Source organism: Bacillus sp. NP157, assembly GCA_018889975.1.
In the GTDB taxonomy this organism is placed as follows: Bacteria; Pseudomonadota; Gammaproteobacteria; order Xanthomonadales; family Rhodanobacteraceae; genus Luteibacter.
The window spans coordinates 1,780,255-1,802,041 of sequence record CP076546.1 but is presented as its reverse complement, the minus strand read 5'-3'; the positions used below and the strand labels follow the sequence as shown (position 1 = coordinate 1,802,041).

Genomic DNA, 21,787 nt, shown 5'->3' with positions numbered 1-21,787 from the left:
AAGATCCCTCGGCGCCTACCCTCGCTGCTCAGACAGCGTTCTGGCGTGCGACAGGGAGGGGCTGCTCCGCAGCCCGTTTATCTATTGGCCTGCGGCCGCGCACCGGGTGCCGGGCGGAGGTTCTTGATTCGGCATCCTGCCTCAACAAGAACGGCCGGCCATCGTGGCCGGCCCCCTTCGGGCTTCTTCCGCCCGGCCCCCTCGCCGCCACGAACTCGCCTCGAGGGTAGGCGCCGAGGGCTCTTCCTCACCATGGCGGCAAGGTTGTGTAGGAGCGCGCCTGCGCGCGATGGGGGATTGCCTGAACACGGCAGGTCCCAGCGCCCAGGATCATCATTCCAATCTGATTCGACGGCGTCCGCATGAATCGGTGTACTAGGTCCCATCATCCCCGCTACGTAGGATTTTCGCGCGCAGGCGCGCTCCTACACGAGCTGTGCGGCGCCAAGGGCTGGTCCTGCCAGAACGCCCGAGCGCTAAGGCCAGGGCAACGCGAGACGCCGGGCAGGGCACTAACGGCCATCAACCTGTACGAAATCCGAACCTTGCCATCCCAAGCCAATCACGATTCGGGTACAGTCGCCGGATGCGTCTGATCGCCATACTATTCCTGCTCCTGTTCGCCGCCGCCGGCATCGTATTCGGCGCACTGAACGCCGACCTCGTCCCGTTCGACTTCGGCTTCGCCCGGGGGGCACTACCCAAGGGCGGCGCCATGCTCGGCTTCCTTCTGGTCGGCTGGGTGCTCGGCGGGATCACCGCCTGGGTCGGCACCTCGTTCGCCCACCAGCGCAAGCGCCGCCGAGCCCTCGGTGAGCGCAAGGTAGCCAGCGCGAAGACCGCATGAACCCGATCTGGTTGCTGGCGCTCGTCCCCCCGCTGGCCTTCGCCTGCGGTTGGTGGCTTGCCCGCCGCACCGACGCCAGTCGCTCGGGTGCGCGGGTCAACGAACTCTCCTCGGACTACTTCCGTGGCCTGAACTACCTGCTCAACGAAGAACAGGACAAGGCCCTCGAGGTATTCCTGCGCCTGGCCGAATACAACCGCGACACGGTCGAGACCCACCTCGCGCTGGGCAACCTGTTCCGCAAGCGCGGTGAGGTCGACCGGGCCATTCGCCTGCACCAGCACCTGGTCTCCCGCCAGGGCCTGTCCGACGAAATGAAGACGGTGGCCTTGCTCGAGCTGGGCGAGGACTACATGCGCGCCGGGCTGCTGGACCGTGCGGAGACGTTGTTCTCCGACCTGGTGGCCATGGATGCCCTGGCACCTTCGGCGCTGCGTCATCTCATCGCGATCTACCAGCACGAGCGCGAGTGGCACAAGGCGATCGACCACGCCCGCCGTCTCGAGGCCATGACCAGCGAAGACGAGTCGGCGATGATCGCGCAGTTCTACTGCGAGCTCGCCGAACAGTCCCGCCAGCATGGGGCGCGCAACGAAGCGCGCGACTACATCGGCGAAGCGTTCGCCTGCCAGAAGGATTGCGTGCGCGCGCACATGATCGCGGGCCGGCTGTCGTCCGAAGACGACGACATGCACGCGGCGATCCGCTCGTACGAAGCGGCCATTTCCGCCGACATCGCTTTCGTGCCCGAGATCCTGCCGCCGCTGCTGAACTGCTACGCGCGTTCGCAACAGATGGATCGCGCGGAAAACTTCCTGCGCGAGATCATGACCCGCTATCACGGCATCTCGCCGGTGCTCGCGCTGACCCGTTTGTACGAAGGTCGCGACGGCGAGCGCACGGCGATCGATTTCCTTACCGGCCAGCTGCGCAAGCGGCCGTCGGTGCGTGGCCTGATGGCGCTGATCGACGCGACCATGGACAAGGTCTCTGGCGAAGCGCGCGAAAACTACCTGATCCTGCGTGACCTGACCCGCAAGTTGCTGGAAGGGCAGGCGATGTACCGCTGCAGCCGCTGTGGCTTCGGTGCAAAGGCACATCACTGGCAGTGTCCGAGTTGCAAGAGCTGGGGCACGGTCCGGCCGATCCATGGCGTCGCCAACGAATGATCCCCACGCCCGCCAGCGCCGGATCGTTTGCCGCCGGCTGCCTCGTCATCGCGTTGCTGGTGTCGCTCGGGACGGTCCGGGCGGCCATCGCCTACGCCCAGCGCAGGGGTCTGCTTGACGAACCCGGGCGCCGACGCTCGCATTCCCTGCCCACCCCGCGCGGCGGTGGCATCGGCATCGTACTGGCCGTGCTGGTCAGCATGCCGGCGGCGTTCCTGCTGTTTTCCCCGTTCCCGGGGCCGGGGTAGTTGCCGCCTTCACCGTCGGGGTCATAGCCGTCGCGGCGATCGGCTGGCTGGACGACCACGGATCCTTGCCGATCAAGCCCCGCCTGTTCATCCAGCTCGCCGCGACCCTGCTGTTCTGCGTGGCGGTGGCCTGGCAGACCGCCAGCCTGTGGTGGGCCCTGCCGCTGCTGCTGGCCGGGGTCTGGTGCATCAACCTGCACAACTTCATGGACGGCATCGACGGCATCGCCGCCCTGCAGGCGGTCTTCTTCGGGCTGGCCACCAGCCGGGTCGCCGACAGCGCCGGGGCCCCCCTGGGCATCGCGGTGGCCGCCTCCGCCATGGCCATGGCGGCGCTCGGCTTCTGGTGGTTCAACCGCTCGCCGGCCCGCATTTTCATGGGCGACGTGGGCAGCGCCACGCTGGGCTTCATCGTCTTCGCCCTGACCGCCGTGCTCTGGGCCTGGCGGACGGACCTGCTCTGGCCTGAACTCATCCTGTCGTCGGCATTCGTCATCGACGCAACATTGACGCTGCTCGTGCGAATGCTGCGCGGTGCACGCTGGTACACTCCGCATCGCGAGCACCTGTATCAATGGCTTGTAAGGCGGGGAGAGACCCACACGACGGTATCCGGCTGGTACCTGGTGTGGAACCTCCTCGTCTGTTCGCCCGGCGCATGGATCGCGCTCCGCCACCCGGCGGCCGCGCCCGTATGCTGTGTAGCGGTTTACGTGCTGGGGGCAGCGGCCTGGTGTACTGGCAAGCGTCGATGCTTGCGCCGAAGGGAGCGACATGTTTCTGCGTAAGTTCATAGGCATCATCCACCCCCGCACCGCGGTCGTCGCGCACGACCTTGCGATGGCGGCCCTCGCGTGGTGGATCGCCAAGTCGTTGCGCTATGCACTGATGCCTGACACGGCCGCGGTGACCTACCTGCCGATGGAATTCCCGCTGGTCCTGCTGGTGCAGGGCGCGGTGTTCAACTGGACCGGCCTGTACAAGGGCGTCTGGCGCTTCGCCAGCCTCCCCGACCTCTGGAACATCATCAAGGCCACCGTGATCGGCTCGCTGATCATCGGCCTGGCCATGGTCATGTACGCGCGCCTGGACGGCGTGCCGCGCTCGGTGCTGCTGGTCTACCCGGTGGTGCTGGTGGTGCTGCTCGGCCTGCCGCGACTGAGCTATCGCTTCTGGAAAGACAGCCGGATCGACCTGTTCCAGTCCGCGCCGACCAAGCGCGTGCTGATCGTCGGCGCTGACCGGGCCGGCGACGCGCTGGCCCGCGACCTGCGCCGTGACAGCCGCTACAGCGTAATCGGCTTCGTCGACGACAACATGGCCCTGCGCGGTGCACAGATCGGCGGCACCCCGGTGCTGGGCACGATCGACCAGCTGGCCGAGTTGTCCAAGGCCGTCGCCGTGCAGATGCTGCTGATCGCCGTGCCGGGTGCCACCACGGCGCAGATGCGCCGCATCGTGGCGTTCTGCGAAAGCACCGGCCTGCCGTTCCGTACCGTGCCGCGCCTGGAAGACGTGGTCGCGGGCCGCGCGCAGTTCAACGAGATCAAGGAGGTCGCCATCGAGGACCTGCTCGGCCGCGATGCGGTGGAGCTGGACTGGACGGCGATCCGCGAGAACATCAGCGGCCGCCGCGTGCTGGTCACCGGTGGCGGTGGCTCGATCGGTTCGGAACTGTGCCGACAGGTCGCGCGCCTCGGCGCCGCGTCGCTCACCGTGGTGGAGATGTCCGAGTACAACCTGTACCGGATTGGCCAGGAGCTGACCTCCGCGTACCCCGAGCTGATCTTCAACGGCGTGCTCACCGACGCGCGTGAGACCGTCGCGATCCAGCGCCTGTTCGAAGAGACCCAGCCGCAGATCGTGTTCCATGCCGCTGCCTACAAGCATGTCCCCATGCTGCAGGGCCAGCTCCGCGAAGCGTTCCGCAACAACGTCCAGGGCACCCGTGTGGTGGCCGACGCCGCCGTCCGCTGCGGTGCCGAGACCTTCGTGCTGATCTCCACCGACAAGGCGGTCAACCCGACCTCGGTGATGGGTGCCTGCAAGCGCATGGCCGAGATCTGGTGCCAGAACCTCGCCGCGCACACGTCTACACGTTTCATCACCGTTCGCTTCGGTAACGTGCTGGATTCGGCCGGGTCGGTGGTGCCGTTGTTCCGTCGGCAGATCCGACAGGGCGGTCCGGTGACCATCACCCATCCGGAAATCTCGCGTTACTTCATGACCATCCCGGAAGCCTGCCAGCTGATCCTGCAGGCGGCGACGCTGGGCAAGGGTGGCGAGATCTTCGCGCTGGACATGGGCGACCCGGTGAAGATCCGCGACCTCGCCGAGCAGATGATCCGCCTGGCCGGCAAGCGCCCGGGCTCGGACGTGCAGATCGTCTACACCGGCCTGCGTTCGGGCGAGAAGTTGTTCGAAGAATTGTTCCACCCGCTTGAGAACTACACCAGTACGACTCACGCGAAGATTTTCCAGGCCCAGCACCGCCAGGTGTCGTGGGACCTGCTACAGACGCAGCTGGCACGCGCCGAGGAGGCGGTGCTGGCGTTCGACGAAGAAACCCTGCGCCGGTGCGTGTCGCAACTGTTGCCCTCGTTCCGCTGGAGCGAGTCGCAGTCGGGCAACGTACTGCCGCTCCGCCGCAACGAAAGTGGAGACATCGCATGACCCAACCCCTGCGCACGGTAGTCTTTCCCGTGGCTGGCCTTGGTACTCGCTTCCTTCCCGCGACCAAGGTCGTGGCCAAGGAAATGCTCCCGGTGCTCGACCGACCGTTGATCCAGTACGCCGTGGACGAAGCCGTCGACGCCGGTGCGGACACGCTGGTCTTCGTGACCAACCGCTACAAGCACGCCATCGCCGATTACTTCGACAAGGCGTACGAGCTGGAAGAGAAGCTGGCGGAAAAGAACAAGGATGAGCTGCTCGCCATCCTGCGCGGCATCCTCCCGCGCCACGTGCGCTGCGTGTTCGTGACCCAGCCCGAGGCCCTGGGCCTGGGCGATGCGGTACTGCGTGCCAAGGCCGTTGTGAACGAAGAACGGTTCGGCGTCATGCTGCCCGACGACCTGATCTGGACGAAAAACGGCCGCGGCGCCCTGGGTCAGATGGCCGACCTCGCCCGCAAGGAAGAGGCCGGTGTCATCGCGGTGGAAGAGGTGCCGGAGAAGGACACCGACAAGTACGGCGTGGTGAAGGTCAGCGAGCAGATCAACGAGCGCACCGGCCGGATCGAGCACATGGTGGAGAAGCCGAAGCCGGCCGACGCACCGTCGAACCTCGCCGTGGTGGGCCGTTACGTGCTGCCGTGCGAGATCTTCGAGTACCTGGAGAAGACGACGCCGGGCGCCGGTGGCGAAATCCAGCTCACCGACGCGATCGAAAACCTGCTCAAGGACAACGGCAAGGTGCTGTCGTACAAGTTCGAAGGCACCCGCTTCGACTGCGGCAACAAGGCCGGCCTCGTCCGCGCCACCCTCGCGATGGCGCTGGAAGATCCCAAGCTCGCCCCGATCGTCCGCGAATACGCCGCCAAATAAAGACTGTCCTGTAGGAGCGCGCCTGCGCGCGAAAGGGGCCATCGTCGACCCGATCGTCGACCCCGGCGTGGCCCCCCATCGCGCGCAGGCGCGCTCCTACATGCATCAGGCTTCCTCAGCGAATCGGCAGCGTCGCCAGAAACTTAGGCCGCTGGAACGCCTCGACCTTCTGCTCCACCCCATAAGCGATCCCGATCAACGTCGGCTCGCTCCACTTCGAACCGAAAAACACCACGCCCACCGGCAGCTCATGCGCGAACGCCACGGGCAGGGTGATCGACGGATAGCCCGCGATCGCCGCCGGTGCGGACACGCCGCCGACCGTCGGGTCGCCGCTGACCACGTGGTCGCCCAGCACCAGGTCGTTGACGAAGGCCGGGCCCCAGCTCGGCGCGAGCAGTGCGTCCAGGTGGTCCTTCGCCAACGCCGCATCGATACCTTCCGGGCCGGCGAGGCGCTTGTTCTTCTCGACGATCGTCTTGTATTCCGGATCGTCCAGGTCCTTCTTCGCCTGCGCCTGCAGGAACAGCTCCTGGCCGAACCACGGCATCTCCTGGTCCTTGTGCGCCTCGTTGAAGGCGATCAGGTCCGCCAGCGTCTTCATCGGCTGGTTGGGGCGCGTGGCGAGGTAGGCCGCGATGTCGTGCCTGAACTCGTAGAGCAACACGTCGAGCTCGTGCTCGCTCAGCTCCTTCAGGTGCGGGATCTCGACGTTATCGACGACCACCGCGCCCTGCGCCTTGAGCAAGGCGATCGTCTTTTCCAGCGCGGCGTCGGCATTGGGCTCGATGCCGGCCAGCTGGCGGACCACGCCGATGCGCTTGCCGCGCAGCGCGTTCGGGTCGAGGAACTTCGTGTAGTCGGTGGCATGCTTGTCGGCGTCCTTCGTCGCCGGATCGGATGGGTCGCTGCCGGCGATGGCGCCAAGCACCGCGGCGGCATCGGCCACGCTGCGTGCCATCGGCCCCGCCGTGTCCTGGCTGTGCGAGATGGGGATGATGCCGGTGCGGCTGACCAGGCCGACGGTGGGTTTGATCCCGACCAGGCCGGTCATCGACGCGGGGCAGATGATCGAGCCGTCGGTTTCGCTGCCGATCGCGACCGTGGCCAGGCCAGCGGCCACCGCGCTGCCGGAACCGGCGCTGGAACCGCAGGCGTTGCGATCGAGCACGTAAGGATTGACGGTGAGCCCGCCGCGTCCCGTCCAGCCGCTGGTGGCGTGGCTGGAGCGCATGTTCGCCCACTCGCTGAGGTTGGTCTTGCCCAGGATGATCGCCCCGGCCTTGCGCAGCCGTGCGGCGACCGCCGAATCCTTCGGCGCCGTCGAGCCGGCGAGGGCAAGTGAGCCCGCCGTGGTCTGCATCCTGTCGCCGGTGTCGATGTTGTCCTTGAGCAGGATCGGGATACCCGCGAGGGCACCCTTGCCACGTGCCTTGCCGGCGATGGCCAGCGCATCGGGATTGGTCTCGAGCACGGCGTTGATGCGCGGGCCGGCCTTGTCGAGGCGCGCGATCCGATCGAGGAACAGCGAGGTGACGCCCGTGGGGGTGAGCTCGCCGCGTGCGTAGGCCTGCTTCAGCGTGGCGATGGACGCATAGGCATCGTCCTTGCCGGCATCGCGCGCATGCGCGGCGAAGGGCAGGGCGAGTGCCAGGGCGATGGCAAGCGTGCGGTGGTGGCGATGCGGCATAACGTCTCTCCCCGGTGGACGCTCCGATAATATCCAAGCCAACCGGCAGCGTGTGGCTATACTCCGGTCGTCACCCAAGGTGAGACCCAGGGAGCTGGCGATGCGACGTTGTTGGGGATGGATCGTGCTGGCCGCGCTGTCGTTCGCGGCACGCGCGCAGGATGCGGCGCCGGTGCCGGACACGCTCCAGCAGCGCATCGCCGCGTGTACCAGCTGCCACGGCGCGCATGGCGAGGGTGGCGACAACGGTTTCAATCCGCGCTTGGCCGGCAAGCCCGCTGGGTATCTCGCGCGACAGATGCAGGATTTCCAGAAGGGCCTGCGCCACTACGAGATCATGGAATACATGGTCGCCCCGCTGGACGAGGCCTACATCCACGAGATCGCCGCGTACTTCGCGGCCCAGGATGTTCCCTACGCGACGCACCCGACGCCGCGGATGACCGCCGCCGCCGTGGCCCGGGGCGAACAGCTGGTGACCCGGGGCGATGCCGCGAAGGGCGTGCCTGCCTGCATGGCCTGCCACGGCCCGAACCTCACCGGCGTGCAACCGGACATCCCGGGGCTGGTCGGCCTGCCGTACGACTACATCAGCGCGCAACTGGGCGCATGGCGTACCGACACCCGAAGCACCACCGCGCCGGACTGCATGGCAACCGTGGTCAGCCACCTCACCGATGCCGACATCAGCGCCGTTTCCGCATGGCTGGCCTCGCGCCCGGTCCCACCCGACGCGCACGCGGAACCACCCGGCAGCGTGAAGCCGCCACTGCACTGCGGCGTGCTGGGAGGCTGACCCATGAAAACGAGCCTCTCCCTCGCTATCTTCCTCATCGCGTCGCTCGTCTGTAGGAGCGCGCCCGCGCGCGACCCCATCACTGAAGGCCGCTACCTGATAACCGCCGGCGACTGCGCCTCCTGCCACACCGCCCGCAACGGCACGCCGATGGCCGGCGGCCGCGTGGTGCCGACCCCATTCGGTGCGATCCCATCGCCCAACCTCACCCCCGATCGCGAGACCGGCCTGGGCGCGTGGAGCGCCGACGATTTCTACCAGGCCCTGCACAGCGGCAAGGCCCACGACGGCACGTCGTTGTACCCGGCATTCCCGTTCACCTCGTACACGAAGGTGACGCGCGCCGACAGCGACGCCATGTTCGCCTACCTGCACTCGCTGCCCGCGGTGAAGAACCCGGCAACCGACAACACGCTGCGCTGGCCATACCGCGTGCGCACGCTGATGGCGACGTGGCGACTGATGTATTTCGACGAAGGCGAGTACCAGCCGGACCCGAAGCAATCCGCCGCGTGGAATCGTGGCGCCTACCTCGTCCAGGGCCTCGGCCATTGCAACGAGTGCCACGCGAAGCGCAACAGCTTCGGCGCGATGGTGACCGACCCCTTCCTCGCCGGTGGCGTCGTCCCCGTGCAGAACTGGTACGCGCCGGACCTCTCCATGGGCAAGGGCGGAGGGCTAGCCGGATGGAGCGAAGCCGACGTGGTGGCCTTGCTGAAGACCGGCCGTTCGCCGAAGGGTACGGCACTGGGGCCGATGGCCGAAGTCGTGCTGAAGAGCACGCAGTACCTGACCGACGCCGACCTGGCGGCGATGGCGACCTACATGAAGTCACTGCCGGCACGCGATCCGCAAGCGCAACGCGAATCGGCCGCGGATGCCGACGTCCTCGCGAAGTCGGGCCAGAAAATCTACGCGCAGCGTTGCGCGGATTGCCACGGTGCGGACGGCCGAGGGAAGGGCGATGCGTATCCGCCGTTGGACGGGAACGTCTCGGTGGTCGAGCCGACCGGCATCAATGCGATACGCGTGGTGCTATCCGGCGGCTTCGCGCCCGCGACGGCAGCTCAACAACGACCGTATTCCATGCCGCCGTTCTCTCAGGTGCTGGGCGATGACGATGCGGCCGCGGTGGTGACGTATATCCGCCAGGCCTGGTCGAACCGTGCACCGTCCGTGTCGCCGGGTGACGTGCGCGCCTATCGCTCGACGCCGGGTGCACCCTGACGCGTGACCTCGTCGGCCATCGCCTGCCATGTCGCGAGGTTCCACGACCCTCGCGCCTGGCCTGACGGTGACGGCAAGACCCATGCGCGGGCGCCACCGAACGTCGCGGGCTGCGCGCCGATCGCGGTGCGTTTGCCCAGCGCGGCGATGCCCGCATGCTTGCTGGTGAACGCGATGGCCCGCGGCGCGAACCGTTCGATCTTCCGGCGTAGCGCGTCGACGTCGAACGCGTCGGACGGCAACTGGTTGTCGTTGCCGTGATGGAACTTGGCCAGGTCGGTGAAGCCGATGCCGAAACCGATCATCAGTGGATATTCGGCAGGGGCGAGAAGCCGCGGCGTCAGTCCCACCGCATGCACGGCACGCCAGAACATGTTGCCGGGATGGGCGTAATACGCGCCGTCACGGGCTGAGCGCGTACCGGCCGCCGTCCCGCAGAACACGAGGCGCAGGCCGGGCTGCAGGACATCGGGAAGCACGTGCCGTGAGGAATCGACGTCACTCATGCGGGCTACTTTAACCTGCGTTTGATGCACCACAACAAATTCTCGACATCCGGGGTCTTAGGGTAGGTGCCCATGAACCCTTCCGACTGGATGCCCGATATAACGCATCCGTGGACGCGTTTTGCGCTGGTGGTCGCCATCGCGCTTGCCGTCGCGGGCCTTGTCCACCGCGTGGTCGACGTATTGTTGCGTCGGCTCGCGAGACGCCATCCCATGGGCGCGAGCATCGTCGCCCGGGCGAACGCACCGCTGGAGGCGATCGTGCCGCTGGCCATGGTGCTGGTCGCGTTCCGCGCATCACCCGACGAACCGGCGCGGGTCATCGACGGGCTCGAGCATGTCGTCGCGATCGCCCTGGTCGGTGCCTGCACATGGTTCCTGGTCCGCTGCGTGGGCGCGCTGGAAGCCACGGTATCGCGCTTCAACCCGATCGACCTGGAGGACAACCTGCGTGCCCGGCGCCTGCAGACCCAGGTCCGCGTGCTAAGCCGCACGGCGATGGTGGTGCTGGTCGTGCTCGGCATCGGCGTCGCGCTGATGACGTTCCCCAGCGTTCGCCAGTTCGGCGCAAGCCTGCTTGCATCGGCCGGCATCGCCGGGCTTGCGGTGGGCTTGGCGGCGAAGCCGGTGCTGGGCAACCTCATCGCCGGCATCCAGATCGCCCTGACCCAGCCGATCCGCATCGACGACGTAGTGATCGTCGAAGGCGAATGGGGCAAGGTCGAGGAAATCACCAGCACCTACGTCGTGGTGAAGATCTGGGACGAACGCCGGATGATCGTGCCCCTGCAATACTTCATCGAAACCCCGTTCCAGAACTGGACGCGGACCTCGTCGCAGATCCTCGGCTCGGTGCTGCTCTGGTTCGACTACGGCCTGCCGCTGGAACCGCTGCGCGCCGAGATGGAACGCCTGTGCAAGTCCGCCCCCGAGTGGGACGGCCGGGTCATGGTGATGCAAGTGGTCGACAGCAACGACAAGTCCATGCAGGTCCGCGCCCTGATGAGCTCAGCCAACTCCGGCAAGTCGTTCGACCTGCGCTGCAAGGTCCGCGAAGGCCTCATCGCCTTCGTCCGGCGCGAGTTTCCCGCCTACCTCCCACGCTTCCGCGGCGACATCGAAAACGACATCCGCGAACCCGCCAACGCCTGACCCCCAAGCCGACGCTCCCCCCGCCTGCACGTTGCCGCTCCCCGTGTAGGAGCGCGCCTGTAGTGGTCAAGTCCCCATGGACCACGCCGTAGGCGTTTTATGCCGCCAGCCACTCGAAGGTGGCTGGCGGCACGTCGTTTAGCCGCGAGTGCGGCCGCTGCTGGTCGTAATAGATCAGGAAGCTAGAGAAGTCCTTCGTGGCCTCGTCGAACGTCGCGTAGCCACTGGTCGGCATCCATTCGTGTTTCAGGGTGTGGAAGAAGCGTTCGACGACAGCGTTATCCCAGCAGTTTCCGCGGCGACTCATGCTCTGCCGGATGGATCGCCGGGCGAGGAAGTCGACGAATCGTTGCGCGCTGTACTGGCAGCCCTGGTCGGAGTGGAACAGCAGTGGCTCCTGCGGTTGCCGGTGCGCCAGTGCCAGCTCCAGAGCCTGCTCGGCCAGGTAGGCATCGGCCATCGAGCCGGTTGCCCAGCCCACGATGCGCCGGGAAAACAGGTCCATCACGATGGCGATATACAGCCATCGCCGCCTAACCCGAACCTGCGTGATGTCACCGGCCCAGGCCACATCCGGCGCGGCAGGATCAAACTCGCGATTGAGGTCGTTGTCGGCCACGATGGCTGGCTTGGTCGCTCGTCGATAGTGGGCGTACGGGCGGCGCCGACGCTTCAGGCCCAGCTGTTTGATCAGGGTCCGGGCCCTGTAGCGACCAACGTCATGGCCCTGATTACGCAAGCTCGCCGACAGCCGGCGCGACCCCAGACTGCATCGCCCCTGCTCGTGTAACGTCCGCGCAGCCTTGGCTAGCACCGGCTCGATCGTCCGCTCGCGTTGCTCGCGCCGCCCGGCGTAGTAGCTGCTGCGGGACACGCCCGCCACCGCGCAAGCCCGTCTTACCGGGATCGTGCCCCTCGCCGCATCTACCGCTTGCGTGACCAGCCAGACGGCGGATTTTGGAGAAGGGCATCGAATTTTTTTAGGAATTCGACCTCGCCCTCCAACTGGGCAACGCGTTTGCGAAGCGCGGCCATTTCCTTGTCCTGCTCGGCCTTGCCAGGGGGATGGCTCCGACGCTCGCGCTCGGCAGCGACCCAGCGCCTGAGCGCAGTGGGACCCAGCCCAAACATCTTGCACACAGCCAACACCGGCTGCCCCTGGTCCACCACCAGGCGTACGGCTTCCTTCTGCACAGAAGGGTCTACAACTCGATATCCCATGGATCACCTCGGTAGAAAGTGTGCTCCTACCTCGTGGTCCATGGGAATTAGGCCACTACAGCCTGCGCGCGAAAGCTCTTCCATGCCCCAATCCATCCCAACAGCACCCCCACGAAAGATTCCAAAAACCCACCCATGCTAGCGTCCGGCCAACGCCACCAGGCAACCGGAGCCCGCCATGTCCTTCACCGACCACACCCCCGAACAGGCAGCGCGCCGCTGGTTCGCCAAAAGCCTCGACGACCTCGGCCACGCCGAACGCCACCTGCTCGGCCACCTGGTGCAACGCAAGCTGGTCACGGAAAACATCAATGAGTCATTCGTCGACGACATGAGCTTCGGCGAACGCCTCGCCGACAAGGTCTCGCGCTTCGGCGGTTCCTGGACCTTCATCCTGGTGTTCGCGTTCATCCTCGCCGCGTGGACGGGCCTGAATTCCTACGTGTTGCACAAGCCGTTCGATCCGTATCCCTACATCTTCCTCAACCTGCTGCTGTCGATGCTCGCGGCGATCCAGGCCCCGGTGATCATGATGAGCCAGAACCGCCAGGCGGCGAAGGACCGGCTCGATGCGACCAACGATTACAAGGTGAACCTGAAGGCGGAGATCGAGATCATGGGCTTGCACGAGAAGCTGGACCAGATGCGCAACGACCAGCTACAGCAGATGCTGATGAAGCAGCAGGAGCAGATCGACCTGCTGCTGAAGCTGGTCCGCGAGCGAGGAGAGTAGGAGCGCGCCTGCGCGCGATTGGGGTGTCCTCTATCTCCAACCTCACCGCAGCGCTCGGGCGTGGTCGCAGGACAGCCCTCGGTGCCTACCCTCGCTGCTCAGACAGCGTTCTGGCGTGCGAAAAGGAGGGGCTGCTCCGCAGCCCGTTTCCTTATCGGCCTACGGCCGCGCACCGGGCGCCGGGCGGAGGTTTCTGACTCGACTCCTGTCTCGGCAGAAACGGCCGGCCATCGTGGCCGGCCCCCTGCGGGCTTTTCCCGCCCGCCCCCCTCGCCGCCACGAACTCGCCTCGAGGGTAGGCACCGAGGGCTGTCTTCATCCGTGTCGCGAACTGGGGTGGACGGCACGGTAATGGCACCCCTGGCGCCACGCCGGCTCTTGTAGGAGCGCGCCCGCGCGCGAACCCTCAGCATGGCATCAGGCGAATGAGTCGATGCATTGATGCAGCCCAGCGGTTCACCCGACGACATCGTTGTTCATGGGCCAACGGCCAGCACCCTCGGCACTAATCGAAACCACTCGACCATCTGGCGAACAAGCCAGGGCACGTCTACGACGCGATTCGAGGACCCTCGCGCGGGTCGGTGAGCCATGTCCCTGCATCATCGCGCTGTTGGCTGTTCGCGCGCAGACGCGCTCCTACATAAGGCGCCGGCCGTTGCCGTGGCTGTCCCATCCAGCTCGCGGCAAGGATGAAGAGAGCCCTCGGTGCCTACCCTCGAGGCGAGTTCCGCACAAGCGAGCGCCCGTAGGGCAATCAAATACATGGGCCGCGGCCGCGGCCAACCTTATCGAGCGCGGAGGACCTGTCTGAGCAGCGAGGGTAGGCACCGAGGGCTGTCCTGCGGCCACGCCAGAGCGCCGCGCGGACGACATCGCGCGCAGGCGCGCTCCTACAGGGCGGTGGTTCGGCCGGAGGCCGTGAGGGCATGCGCCGCGAAGTGGCGAACCGCTGCATAAAAAAAGCCCGGCAGTGCCGGGCTTTTTTCGTACCGCGTGGATCGCGTGGCTTAGCCGCGCGACGCCTTCTTGCGGTCCTGCTCCGTCAGGTGCTTCTTGCGCATGCGGATTTCCTTCGGGGTGACTTCGACCAGCTCGTCGTCGTCGATGAAGTCCAGCGCCTGCTCAAGCGTGAACTTCGTCGCCGGCGTCAGCTGGATCGCATCGTCCTTACCCGAGGCACGCATGTTCGTCAGCGGCTTCGGCTTGATCGCATTCACGGTCAGGTCGTTGTCCTTCGCGTGGATACCGATCAGCTGGCCTTCGTACACCGAATCGCCTTCAGCGGCGAACAGCTTGCCACGCTCCTGCAGCGGTCCAAGCGAGTAAGCCGGCGTGTTACCCGGGGCGTTGGCGATCATCACGCCGTTCTGGCGCTTCGCGATCGGCGCCGGGGTGTACGGACCGTAGTGCTTGAACACGTGGAACAGCAGGCCCGAACCCTGGGTCAGGGTCTTGAACTGGTTCTGGAAGCCGATCAGGCCACGCGCCGGGATTTCATACTCAAGGCGCACGCGACCCTGGCCATCCGAGACCATGTTCTTCAGGTCACCCTTGCGGATGCCCAGGCGCTCCATCACGCCACCCTGGTGGATCTCTTCGATGTCGATCACCAGCTCTTCGATCGGCTCCATCTTCTGGCCGTCGATTTCCTTAAGGATGACTTCCGGACGCGACACGGCCAGCTCGTAGCCTTCGCGACGCATGTTTTCGATCAGCACCGAAAGATGCAGTTCGCCGCGGCCCGAGACCAGGAACTTGTCGGCGTCCGAACCGTCTTCCACGCGCAGGGCCACGTTGTGGACCTTCTCGCGGTCAAGGCGCTCGCGCAGCTGGCGGCTGGTCAGGAACTTGCCACCCGAGAGATCCTTGTTGCCGACGAACGGCGAGTTGTTGACCTGGAAGGTCATGCTGATCATCGGCTCGTCGACGCTCAGCGGCGGCAGCGCTTCCGGGTTGTCCAGAGCGGTGACGGTGTCCGAGATGGTCAGGTCGGGGATGCCCGAGATGGCGACGATGTCGCCCGCTTCGGCGGTGTCCTGCTCGATGCGCTCGAGGCCGAGGAAGCCCAGCACCTGGACGATCTTGCCCTGGCGCTTCTTGCCGTGGCGGTCGATCACGGCGACCGGCATGCCCTTCTTCAGGGTGCCGCGCTGGATGCGGCCGATGCCGATGACGCCGACGAAGTTGTTGTAGTCCAGCTGGCTGATGCGCATCTGGAAGGCACCTTCCGGATCCACGTCCGGCTTCGGCGCGTGCTTCATGATCGCTTCGTAAAGCGGGGTCATGTCGCCTTCGCGCACGTTCTCGTCAAGCGAGGCGTAGCCGTTCAGGGCCGAGGCGTAGACGATCGGGAAATCCATCTGCTCGTCGGTGGCGCCGAGCTTTGCAAAGAGGTCCCACACCTGCTCGACGACCCACTCAGGACGCGCGCCCGGACGGTCGACCTTGTTGACGACGACGACCGGCTTGAAGCCCATCGCGAACGCCTTCTGGGTCACGAAGCGGGTCTGCGGCATCGGGCCGTCCATCGCGTCGACCAGGATCAGCACGGTGTCGACCATCGAGAGCACGCGCTCGACTTCGCCGCCGAAGTCAGCATGTCCCGGGGTGTCGACGATGTTGATGCGGTTCTTCGCGCCGGTCTTCTTGTCTTCCCAGGTGATGGCCGTGTTCTTGGCCAGGATCGTGATGCCACGCTCCTTTTCCTGGTCGTTCGAATCCATCACTCGCTCGGCGAGGACGGTACGCTCGTTGAGCGTGCCCGACTGCTTCAGCAGCTGATCGACGAGGGTGGTCTTGCCATGGTCGACGTGGGCGACGATGGCGATGTTGCGCAGGAATTCGATGGACATGCGTCGTGCACCGGCTTCACAGCCGGGCGGCCTCTTTGGGATGGGAAGCCGCCGATTATAAAGAGTTTTTCAAACTTTCGCATGACGTCGCCCGGACCCCCTCCGGACACCGCCCGCGACCCACGCCAGGCCGCCCGCGGAGGAGGCCCCCACGCCCCCTCCGCGAACGCCCCTCAAGGCTCGATCGCCTCGGCCTGGCAGGTCGCCGGCAGGTATTTCGCCTCGATCCCCTCGGCGGCGCAGCGCCAGGAAATCGCCTTGCCCTCGACCACGGGGGTCAGCACCAGCTGGCCGCTTGCCAGCTTGGCGTTGGCCTTGTGCGGCGGGGTGGCGTCGAAGGTCGCGACGATTTCCCCGCCCGGGCCCACTTCCACGCTGCCCAGGTAGTCGTCGGCGAGGGTTTCCGGCTTGCCCAGGCCAGCGGCGGCGTTGCTGGCCGGGAACTTGCCGGTCGCCAGGCGGCGCTCGGCCACGGCCTTCTTCACCGGCTCCAGGGCGAGCACGCCATGGTCGATTTCCGAGCGGATGGTGTAGACCTGGTATTGCGGGACGGCGATGGCCGCGATGATCGCCACCGTGCCGATCGCCGCCATGCCGCTGGCACCACCGCCGGCGCCGGCGAGCTCGACCGGCGACTGCTCGTAGGTGAGCGACAGGGCCACGGTTTCCTTGTCGACCTCGAGCCCGCCGCCGACCACGCCCTTGTCGGGCAGGCCAAGCGTATGGGCCGAGGGCAGGGCCGAGATGTCGCCGTCGGCGCCGAACATGCCGGTCACCACCTGGAGGATCGCCAGGTAGGTGTAGTAGGCATCGCGCTGGGCGCCGTGGCTGGTCGCCGCGAAGCCGGCCACGGTGCGCTGGCCCTGGAAGGCATGCGCCTTGAACCAGTCTTCCATCGAGCTGTCCGGGCCCGCCGCCACGCGATCGGACAAGGCTTGCGGGACTTTGGCGAAGATCGCCCAGTCGCCTTCCTCGGTCCACCACGCGCGGCCGTTCGAACGGCCCAGCACGCGCATCATGTTGCGGAACTCGGGTGGCAGGTTCGGCTGGGCCACGTCGTCGGCGGCGTTGGGCGCAGCCAGCCAGTGCACCTCGGCACCGTCGACCTTGACCGTGCCGGTCTTCCAGCCGAACTGGGCGTTCTGGGCCAGGCGATCGTGCCAGGCCTTCCAGTCGCGCACGCGGACGGCCGTGTAGGTGCCGACATCGTCGGCGAAGAACACGTACTCCGGGCCGAACCAGCTGAAGTAGTCGGTCGGCGCCATGTGCAGGCGCTTTTGCAGGGTGTCGCCGAAGTCGTGGATCTTCTTCGCGCCGTCCGGCCCGAAGTCGAGGTTCACGTTACCCGCCATGGTCTTCCAGGCCTCCGCGGTCGGCGCGGCCACGGTGAAGGCCCAGCGGGCCTCGCCCACGCTCTTGAACGTCGGCGAGAACGAGGTCGGGGCGAAGTACTGCAGCAGGCGGGCCTGCGGCGAGTGCACGAGGAACTGCAGCTGGCCGCGCCCGTTGACCGTGCCGGCACCGAAGGCGATCGCATCGGCCTTGGCGGCGAAATCGGACGGGAGCTTGCCCAGCGGCGAGTCGCCGGCCTGCGCGGCCGCGACGGCACCGATCCCGCGCACGGTCACCCAGCCGAAGAAGCCTTCACCCGAGGTGTCGATGCGGGCTTCCAGCGCGCCCAGCAGCGGCGGTGCGGTCGACGCGTCGGCCTTGCCGATGTCCGCGCTGAGGGCGGTGAGTGCGGCGTTATCCATCGGCTTGCCGTTCGGCATCGGCACCGCGCTCGCGACCCACAGCCGATGCTGGGTGGCATCGTAGTGGACCGCGGCGGCACCGCTGGCGAGCATGCCGTTACCCTGTGCATCCAGCGGCGCCTGCAGCAACGGCTGCTCGCCGCCGAGGCCGGCGAGGCGCGCATTCAGGGCGGCGACGTTCGGGAAATCCAGCACCGCCGTGGCCACCGCTCGCGACGAAGGCGACGGGATGCCCAGCGGATCGATCAGCGCGATTTCAACGGGCGAGCGCAGGTCGCCGAACAGCAGGTTGAGCGCCGGTGCCAGCTTGAGGTCGGCGAGCAGCTTGTCGCTGGCCAGGGCATGGCGCACGTTGTCGATCGCATCCAGGTGCGCCTTGGTCGACAGCGCGGCATCGAGCGGCCGGCCATTCGGTACGCCGTGCAGCATGCCCCACGGCGAAGGAATGCGCAGGTAGGCGACCGTTTGCGCCGGGAGGTGCTGGCGGAGCCATGCGGGCGTCGACAGCGTGGCCTGGGCCGCGGCGATGGCCTTCGGGTCGGCGGCGGGCGCCTCGTCTTTCTTGTGGCAGGCCACCAGGCCCAACGCGGCGGAAATGGCTGCGGAAAGCAGCACGGTACGACGGGCAATCATTGCTCGGTATCCCCTGGGTTCATCCGGCTCCTGCCGGGAAGCCGGAGGATAGCAGTGGCATGGGGAATTCAGGATACTGCGAGCCACCGCACCGGGCTGGCATGGTCGTTCCGCGGAAGAGGGGGGTTTAGATGCGAATGTCGAACATCGGGCAGGCCCTGGGCCTGTTCGTGCTTGGTTGCTTGCCTTGCCTGTCCCATGCGTCCGCCGCACCGGGTGCGGATGGGTTCATCCAGCGCGCCGATGTCGTGCTGGCCGCGAGCAAGGCGGCGGGCGCGCCGTTACCCACATCGGATGCCAGGGTGGTGGCCTTGCTTGCTGCCACGACGGACCAGGCCGTCTACGGCGATGCGCCAGTCACCGGCGCCGATCTCCAGAAGGTCCTGAATGTCACCGCGAAGGGCTCCGAGGTGATGGACCTCTATATGCAAGATGGCCGCAGCCAACCTCCTTCCGTGGACGAGGTGATAGCGACCAACGAAAAATACCAGGACCTGCTGGCTGCGTTACTGGCCCTTGCCGCCCACGATGGCGGACGTGGGATCAAGGCGATGACGATGCGGGTGGCCTCGGAAAGCGCATCCGGACGTGCGGCCGACATGGCGACGTTGGGGCGGATCCGCCTCGGCATTGCCCACCTGTTCGCCCGGCTCGTCCATACCCCGTCGGCGCGCACCGGGGTATCCCCGGCCAACCGGGCCATCATCCTCGAAGCGGTCGTTGACGAAGCGCCGACCGTGTCGGCGGGGCTTACGCTGGCCGAGCGAAAGGACGTGTTCGCAGTCGCCGACGACGCGGCGCGCCGCGGGCCGCCGGAAGAGCGCGTAACCTTCGCCAGGATCGCGCAGGCATTCGGTGACTCTACCTGTACGGGGTTTTGCACGTACGGTCACTGACATCACGGAACTTTGGCACAGGGACTTCGCCGAATGAACGCACGTGCTCGCCCGACCGGCCGCTGGGCCGTCCTCATCGCAGGAAGCCTCATCGCCGCCGCCAGCGCAGCGTGCCTCCTCATAGCACGCGTACCGCTCGCGCCAGCGACGCACGACGCGCCGGGCGACGGACCTTACCTGTGGTCGAGCGACACGTTCGGCAGCGTCTACCACCGGCTCGGCCAGCGCGTCGACAAGGATCCGGCCGCCCTGCACGCGGTGCGCCACGCGGCGGCTGCCTGTACAGGCAACGTGTGGTTGGACTGGATGCGCCGGCGCAGCTTCTCGCCGAGCGAAAAGGCCTTTCGTCGCTGGCAGGCGTCGTATTGCAACAGCCGCCCACAGGACGGGTGGGCCAGAATGTATGAGACCGGCGAGTGGATCGACCTCAAGGTCCGCCACCCCCGCTGGTCGGTGGTGGTCGGCGCCGGGAACGTGCCGCCCGATTTCTACGACGCATTGCCGCGGGATGCGCCGCCGCCCGATATCCGCCTGGCCCAGATGGTTCTGGCCAACGACCTGAAACATCGTGCGCCGTGGTCGTTCGGCCGCGACCTCGCCGTGGGCCCGGCTAGGCATGCCAGGCTGGGGGACTACCAGCGCGCAGCCCTGCAGTTGCTCGAATGCGACCTGGTCGGCGGCTGCGGCATCAACGGGGTGCTCGCGTTCGAAACCTGTCGTCGCGAGCACGCGTGCCGCATGGGCATCTCGATGGCCGACATCCTTTGGCGCCGGTACACGCCCGACGAGATGGCCGTGATCGAAGCGTTGCACCAACGCTTGCTCGCGCAGCGGGCTGACTACGCCAACAGCCATGCGGGCCGACGCCGGGACATACCGCGGCCTTCGCGACGCATGGTGGCAGCGGCGAATGCGAAGCGTGAGACGTACCAGGCGTGGGAGGCGCGATGGAACGCCGCGCACGTGGGGCGCATCAGCAAGCGGCGCGCCCATGCGTCGACGCCGGGATCTGGAACATAGCGCTCAGCACGTGGCATGTCGCCGCGCCACCACGTCCCCGATGATGCGCAGCGCCTCGGCGCGGGTATCGATGCGAGCGAAGTCCGCGGCCAGCATGGCTGCGCGTTCGCGGTAGGCGGGGTCGTCCAGTACGCGGCGCACGGCACCGAGCAGGTTGGCCACGCCCGGGCGGTTGGTGCGCAGGTCGATCCCCGCGCCCGACCAGGCAATCCGCGCGGCCACGTCCGCCTTGTCCTCGGTAAGGCCGGCGACGACGATCGGGATGCCGAACGACAGGGCCTGGTTCACGCTGTTGTAGCCGCCGTTGGTCACCAGCACGTCGACTTTCGGCAGCAGCCATTCGAAGGGCAGGTAACTGGCGACGCGGGCATTCGCCGGCAGGTGCGAGCCCAGCGACTCCACGCGCCGGCCACCCGTGGTCACTACGACGAGCAGGTCGGGCGCGTTGGCCAGTGCCGCGAGCGTCGGCTGGACGAGCGCGCCGAAGTCGGCATTGGACAGCGTGCCCTGCGTGACCAGCACGACCTTGCGCGCGCCATGGAGGTCATCGGCCCACACGGGCAGGGGTGCCTGGCCCGGGGTGATCGGCAGGGCACCGATGAAGTGGAGCTGCGGCGGCAGGTCGCTGCGTGGGTATTCGAAAGCGGGCACGCTCAGCTGCAGGTGGGCGTCGGGCAGGCAGGTCACGGCATCCAGCACGTCCATCGGCAGTGACGGCGCACCGGCGGCATGCAGGCAGGCGTCGAGGTGCGCGGCGAACGGGCGCGTAAACACCTCGTCCAGCTCATCCGCCACCACGCCGTAGGCGCAGCGGTCGGCGTCGTTGCGCGCGGGCGGGAAACCCAGGTTGCAGGGGCCGCGATCGTCGCGGCGCCACATCAGGTAGGTCGTCCCGCAGGCGACGACCGCCGGCCGTCGCGGATGGTCGTTCAGCAGCATCGGCAGGATGCCCATGCACAGGTTGTCGGCGACGATCAGGTCCGCGTCGAAATGCTTCAGCAGCGCGGTAAGCGCACGGTGCTGCGGGGCGAGCGGATCGGCGAAGACCCGCTGGAAGTAGAACAGTGTCATCGCCGGGCCGGGCTCGAGCCGGTCGAACTCCGGATAGGCACGCGCCATGTCGCTGGCGTCGATGTCGATCTCGGACGGGAAGGGGACAAAGCGGGCACCGATGCGCTCGATGCGATCGCGAAAGTGACTCGCCGACAGGGCGACGACTTCGTGGCCCTCGTCGACCAGCATGCGCCCGATCGCAAGCACGGCGTTGAGATGGCCCAGCAAGGGGACCGAAGTAAGGATGACTTTCAAGGGAAACCTCCGTGTTACCGCCACGGCCGGCATGGCGTGGCGTGATGTCCGGCGGACAGTCTACGAAGGCATCGCGAAAAGCGCCGTCAGCCAAAACCGACAGCTTGTGTAGGAGCGCGCCTGCGCGCGATGCACGACGGCTAGCCCGGGACCCACTCCAGCTTGCATCGCAACCGGTTCCAGCGTC

Annotated in this window: 19 protein-coding genes; 12 read left to right on the top strand and 7 right to left on the bottom strand. The window is 66.9% G+C overall.

Annotated features, from left to right (window positions below):
• Positions 1-586: 586 nt before the first annotated feature.
• The 6 genes from KPL74_08080 to galU are packed head-to-tail and all read left to right on the top strand — an operon-like array spanning position 587 to position 5,809.
• Positions 587-847: a LapA family protein gene (locus tag KPL74_08080; GenBank protein QWT21950.1), complete on the top strand. Its 261-nt coding sequence runs from the start codon at positions 587-589 to the stop codon at positions 845-847.
• Entirely contained in the window at positions 844-2,016 is a 1,173-nt protein-coding gene (gene lapB / locus KPL74_08075) for a lipopolysaccharide assembly protein LapB (GenBank protein QWT21949.1), read from the top strand. Before KPL74_08080 ends, lapB begins: the two co-directional genes overlap by 4 nt.
• Positions 2,013-2,264: a hypothetical protein gene (locus KPL74_08070; GenBank protein QWT21948.1), complete on the top strand. Its 252-nt coding sequence runs from the start codon at positions 2,013-2,015 to the stop codon at positions 2,262-2,264. Before lapB ends, KPL74_08070 begins: the two co-directional genes overlap by 4 nt.
• A 23-nt stretch (positions 2,265-2,287) precedes the next feature.
• On the top strand, positions 2,288-3,052 hold the full coding sequence (locus KPL74_08065) for a hypothetical protein (protein QWT22593.1): 765 nt from the start codon (positions 2,288-2,290) through the stop codon (positions 3,050-3,052).
• Positions 3,039-4,937 (top strand): polysaccharide biosynthesis protein, encoded by a 1,899-nt coding sequence (locus tag KPL74_08060; protein QWT21947.1) that lies wholly within the window; start codon positions 3,039-3,041, stop codon positions 4,935-4,937. The genes KPL74_08065 and KPL74_08060 overlap by 14 nt, the downstream gene beginning before the upstream one ends.
• Positions 4,934-5,809 (top strand): UTP--glucose-1-phosphate uridylyltransferase GalU, encoded by an 876-nt coding sequence (galU, locus tag KPL74_08055; protein QWT21946.1) that lies wholly within the window; start codon positions 4,934-4,936, stop codon positions 5,807-5,809. The genes KPL74_08060 and galU overlap by 4 nt, the downstream gene beginning before the upstream one ends.
• 115 nt (positions 5,810-5,924) lie before the next feature.
• Here galU and KPL74_08050 read toward each other — a convergent pair whose 3' ends face one another.
• Entirely contained in the window at positions 5,925-7,499 is a 1,575-nt protein-coding gene (locus KPL74_08050; protein QWT21945.1) for an amidase, read from the bottom strand.
• Positions 7,500-7,599: 100 nt separating this feature from the next.
• On the opposite strand from KPL74_08050, the gene KPL74_08045 reads away from it, so the two are divergent.
• Positions 7,600-8,295: a c-type cytochrome gene (locus tag KPL74_08045; protein ID QWT21944.1), complete on the top strand. Its 696-nt coding sequence runs from the start codon at positions 7,600-7,602 to the stop codon at positions 8,293-8,295.
• A 3-nt stretch (positions 8,296-8,298) separates the two neighbouring features.
• Positions 8,299-9,522 (top strand): cytochrome c, encoded by a 1,224-nt coding sequence (locus KPL74_08040; protein QWT21943.1) that lies wholly within the window; start codon positions 8,299-8,301, stop codon positions 9,520-9,522.
• Here the strand turns inward: KPL74_08040 and KPL74_08035 are convergent.
• Positions 9,495-10,028, bottom strand: a complete 534-nt coding sequence (locus KPL74_08035; protein QWT21942.1) for a mismatch-specific DNA-glycosylase — start codon at positions 10,026-10,028, stop codon at positions 9,495-9,497. The genes KPL74_08040 and KPL74_08035 overlap by 28 nt on opposite strands.
• Before the next feature lie 72 nt (positions 10,029-10,100).
• Here KPL74_08035 and KPL74_08030 point away from each other — a divergent pair, with 72 nt between their 5' ends.
• Positions 10,101-11,180, top strand: coding sequence for a mechanosensitive ion channel family protein (locus tag KPL74_08030; protein QWT21941.1), 1,080 nt, complete (start codon positions 10,101-10,103; stop codon positions 11,178-11,180).
• Positions 11,181-11,277: 97 nt separating this feature from the next.
• On the opposite strand, the gene KPL74_08025 is transcribed toward KPL74_08030, so the two are convergent.
• Positions 11,278-12,054, bottom strand: a complete 777-nt coding sequence (locus KPL74_08025) for an IS3 family transposase (protein QWT22654.1) — start codon at positions 12,052-12,054, stop codon at positions 11,278-11,280.
• Positions 12,055-12,104: 50 nt separating this feature from the next.
• Positions 12,105-12,374, bottom strand: coding sequence for a transposase (locus KPL74_08020; protein ID QWT21940.1), 270 nt, complete (start codon positions 12,372-12,374; stop codon positions 12,105-12,107).
• 205 nt (positions 12,375-12,579) lie between these two features.
• Here KPL74_08020 and KPL74_08015 point away from each other — a divergent pair, with 205 nt between their 5' ends.
• A complete protein-coding gene (locus KPL74_08015) occupies positions 12,580-13,134 on the top strand; it encodes a DUF1003 domain-containing protein (protein QWT21939.1) in 555 nt (184 codons plus the stop codon).
• A 1,010-nt stretch (positions 13,135-14,144) separates the two neighbouring features.
• On the opposite strand, the gene typA is transcribed toward KPL74_08015, so the two are convergent.
• A complete protein-coding gene (typA, locus tag KPL74_08010) occupies positions 14,145-15,989 on the bottom strand; it encodes a translational GTPase TypA (protein QWT21938.1) in 1,845 nt (614 codons plus the stop codon).
• Between the two features lie 173 nt (positions 15,990-16,162).
• Positions 16,163-18,376 carry a pilin gene (locus KPL74_08005; GenBank protein QWT21937.1) on the bottom strand — a complete coding sequence of 738 codons (2,214 nt, stop codon included), beginning with the start codon at positions 18,374-18,376 and terminating at the stop codon, positions 16,163-16,165.
• 131 nt (positions 18,377-18,507) lie between these two features.
• Between KPL74_08005 and KPL74_08000 the strand changes: the two genes are divergently transcribed.
• A complete protein-coding gene (locus KPL74_08000) occupies positions 18,508-19,272 on the top strand; it encodes a hypothetical protein (GenBank protein QWT21936.1) in 765 nt (254 codons plus the stop codon).
• A 33-nt stretch (positions 19,273-19,305) separates the two neighbouring features.
• The gene (locus KPL74_07995; protein QWT21935.1) at positions 19,306-20,292 is read left to right on the top strand and encodes a hypothetical protein; all 987 of its coding nucleotides are present in this window, start codon (positions 19,306-19,308) and stop codon (positions 20,290-20,292) included.
• Between the two features lie 3 nt (positions 20,293-20,295).
• Here the strand turns inward: KPL74_07995 and KPL74_07990 are convergent, their stop codons facing one another.
• The gene (locus tag KPL74_07990) at positions 20,296-21,600 is read right to left on the bottom strand and encodes a hypothetical protein (GenBank protein ID QWT21934.1); all 1,305 of its coding nucleotides are present in this window, start codon (positions 21,598-21,600) and stop codon (positions 20,296-20,298) included.
• Positions 21,601-21,787: the final 187 nt, after the last annotated feature.